General features: G+C 49.3%; 4 protein-coding genes. All 4 read right to left on the bottom strand.

Annotation, left to right across the window (positions count from 1 at the left end):
* Nucleotides 1-163: 163 nt before the first annotated feature.
* The 4 genes from cmk to ACTIE6_RS20380 all read right to left on the bottom strand — a co-directional run bounded on the left by cmk (nt 164) and on the right by ACTIE6_RS20380 (nt 3,483).
* Complete coding sequence (cmk, locus tag ACTIE6_RS20365) at nt 164-874, bottom strand: (d)CMP kinase (RefSeq protein ID WP_439558384.1); 711 nt, start codon at nt 872-874, stop codon at nt 164-166.
* Between the two features lie 138 nt (nt 875-1,012).
* The gene (locus tag ACTIE6_RS20370) at nt 1,013-1,519 is read right to left on the bottom strand and encodes a GNAT family N-acetyltransferase (RefSeq protein ID WP_439558385.1); all 507 of its coding nucleotides are present in this window, start codon (nt 1,517-1,519) and stop codon (nt 1,013-1,015) included.
* Complete coding sequence (locus tag ACTIE6_RS20375; protein ID WP_439558386.1) at nt 1,520-2,107, bottom strand: LutC/YkgG family protein; 588 nt, start codon at nt 2,105-2,107, stop codon at nt 1,520-1,522.
* Nucleotides 2,107-3,483, bottom strand: coding sequence for a lactate utilization protein B (locus ACTIE6_RS20380; protein ID WP_439558387.1), 1,377 nt, complete (start codon nt 3,481-3,483; stop codon nt 2,107-2,109). Before ACTIE6_RS20380 ends, ACTIE6_RS20375 begins: the two co-directional genes overlap by 1 nt.
* Nucleotides 3,484-3,532 lie beyond the last annotated feature (49 nt).

Here is a 3,532-nt window from a genome sequence, read left to right on the forward strand (position 1 = left end):
GTCAAAGGATTATATATTCCCGCGGCGACTTTGGAGGAAGAAGGTAATGCAGTATCTCCCAATACAAGAACTTTCTTACCTAGATCAAGTAAGTGTATTGCAAGTGTTGTACCTGCAAGTCCCTGGCCAACAATCAGGTAATCGTAATCAAAATCAGCCATCTTCAAGCTTTGCTGGCGTTTCGGCGACGTAGCGAAAGTCCGATCTGCTCGTCGGCGAGGCGCACGACCAGCTCTACCTGCTCGTCGAGTGTCATCATGGAGTTATCAATGTACACAGCATCATCCGCCTGTCGCAGCGGGCTTTCGGCGCGGTGGGTGTCAATATGGTCGCGCATTTTCAGGTTCTCAGCTATTTCTGCCAAACCAACCAGTTCCCCTTTTTCCATTAATTCAATTTGTCTTCGCTGCGCCCGGATCAGGGGATCGGCTGTCATGAATATTTTCAGCTCAGCATGCGGGAACACTACTGTACCAATATCACGTCCATCCATTACAATCCCCTTTGTTTTGCCCATACGCTGCTGCTGCGCCACCAATGCATGACGCACTTCCGCGATCGCGCTGACGTCACTTACCTTTTCGGAAACATACATCTTACGGATCTCATCTTCCACATTAGCGCCATTCAAATAGGTATCGTTACGACCCAGCTCAGCATGCCGCCGAAAGGAAATCTGAATATTGCTTAAAGCAGCTTCAACCTCCTTCGGATTGGTGAGACTCACATGATTTTGGAGAAAATACAGGGTCACGGCGCGGTACATGGCGCCGGTATCTATATAGGGATAGTTGAGCTGTTTAGCAACCTGTTTCGCCGTTGTGCTTTTGCCACAACTGGAATAGCCATCAATTGCAACAATGATTTTTGGCATAATTGGAGTCGTCATTTTCCGGTTTCAGCAAACGTGCATTAGCCGGAAAAATAAATATCGTGAACTATGCAAAAATAGAGGAAAGAACATGCCGGGGACTTTTTTCCGGGAAGTTTTTGGAGAAAAAGATAGCAGCGCTCAGGCCAGCTTTACATATAAGTGTTCGTCCAGTACACGACCATTCTTGATAATTGCTTTACGATGAATTGCTTCCAGCTCGTAACCCGCCTTTTCCAGCACACGCATAGAAGCCGCATTGGTTTCAAAAACACCGGCGAACAATCTCGTGATGGAGGTATTTTCAAATATCCAGCTGGTCATTTCGCGGAGTGCGGCGGTCATAATATTGCGTCCCCAGAAAGGTTCGCCGAGCCAGTAGCCGATTTCTGCATTGTTTCGGTAAATATCTTCCTGCCGCACCACTCCGATCCCGCCGGCAAACTTACCTTCGAAGAAAACAGCTCTTTGAAATGCATTGCTGTTTGCATTGCTGCACATATCAATCCAGTAATGCGCGTCGGCAATGGTATAAGGATAAGGAAAATTGTCCCGCACCTGCGCCGACACTTTCGGGTTATCTGCAAGCCGCGCCAGGTCCGCCGCCATATTCCGCTGAAAAGGCCGGAGCTCAATCACCTGTTCCATTTATTCCTCTTCAATCAAAAATATCACCATACTGCGGGCGCCGTGAGCGCCGATCACCAGCGACTGCTCGATATCAGCCGTTTTGGAAGGACCAGCAATAAAACAGCCCCAGCCAGTTGTGTCAGTAAGCCGCTCGTAAGCATCGTGCATATTGTTCACAATAGCCGAGCGCGGAATGGCGAGTGCGAGGTTTTGTGTGATAAAAGGCAACACGCGGTGCTGCAGATGATGATCCGAAATCCAGACCGCCCCATTCTCAGCTACACCAAATTCTGCTTTCAGGATAGCGATCTCGATCAGTTCCAGTTCATGCGGGTCAGTTACATTCAAGCTGAAATCAGCCCACGAAGCCAGCTGCGGAATGTTGGTGGCGCGGTTCACTACGCCAGCGTAAAGTTCTTCTGCCTTTGTGGCCAGCTCCTGCGCATTTTTCACAACGACCACTTCCGTGTAAACCGACTGTAACGTTTCGATGAACTTTGCTTCCGTATTTTCGAAAAAGCTGGTAAAACGGATCTGCTCGGGAAGTGCAATCGGATCCGGCTTGTTCAGGCGGATCTTTTCCAGGATTTGTTCTCTTGTACCCATTATTCTCTGCGGTTTCGGATATACCAGTCGCGGAAACTCTCTTTCGGCGCTTCGGGCATATCACGTTGTTTATACCAGGGATTTAATCCGTTATTCACTACAAATGGGATGGTGCGCATTACAGAGCGGCCCAGCCTGCCCGACCATTGATAAAACCTCGGCTGCGACAGTACCATCGACATCGCACGAATCCCCAAACCTTTTGACTGAGGCACGTGGCCGGCTTTTGCCAATACCTGCCTCCATTTATAAAGCTGATCGTGAATATCAATTTTCACCGGACAAACATTGGAGCAGCTGCCGCAAAGCGTACTTGCAAACGGCAGATCGGCATTCTTTGTCATATCCAGATTAGGCGCGAGAATAGAGCCGATCGGTCCGGCAACTGCATTGTGGTAGCTGTGGCCCCCGCTCCGCCGGTACACCGGACAAGTGTTCATGCAGGCGCCGCAACGGATACATTTCAGTGAGTTCCGGAAATCGGCACGGCCCAGCTGGGTAGTGCGGCCATTGTCAACAATCACAATATGCATTTCCTGACCTTCCCTCGGCTTTTTAAAATGACTGTTGTAGGTTGTCACGGGCTGTCCAGTGGCACTTCTTGCCAGCAATCTCAAAAACACCCCGAGATGCTCCTGCTTCGGAATAATTTTCTCAAACCCCATACTGGCAATGTGAATATCGGCCAGGTGCGCGCCCATATCCGCATTTCCTTCATTGGTAGCAACCACAAAGCCTCCGGTTTCAGCGATGGCGAAATTGACACCGGTCAATGCAGCCCGGCGCGTCAGGAATTTGTCACGCAGGTGTTGTCTTGCTGCTTCTGTGAGGTACTGCGGATCTGTTGCGCCTGCCTCAGTCCCTAGATGTTCATGAAACAGATCGCCGATGTCTTTCTTTTTCAGGTGGATCGCAGGCAGTACAATGTGGCTCGGCTGCTCCTGCCTTAGCTGCACAATGCGCTCACCCAGATCGGTGTCGATCACCTCAATGCCATTATTTACGAGAAATTCATTCATGTGACATTCCTCGGTCAGCATCGATTTACTTTTTACCATTTTGGTAATGCCGTGGTTTCGCAGCAAACCCAGCACAATTTCATTGTGCTCCGCTGCATTCGCTGCCCAATGCACATGCACGCCGTTCTCTTTGGCTTTCTGCTCAAACTGGATCAGCAGCTCGTCCATGTGGGACAGCACATAGTTTTTAATGCCCGATGCAGTTTCACGCAGTTGCTCCCATTCAGGTAGCATCTTGGATGATTTATCCCGCTTCTGACGCACAAACCACAGCGTTTCGTCGTGCCAGTCCACATAAGGTTCGTCCCGGTTGAAGACTTCCGAGGCTTCGGAATGCTCTACGATTGTCTTAGACATAATTCCCTTAACAATTTAGTAATAGTACTTTTAAAAGAATAAGAATTGT

The sequence above is a fragment of the Dyadobacter sp. genome (assembly GCF_051859145.1).
Taxonomy (GTDB): domain Bacteria; phylum Bacteroidota; class Bacteroidia; order Cytophagales; family Spirosomataceae; genus Dyadobacter.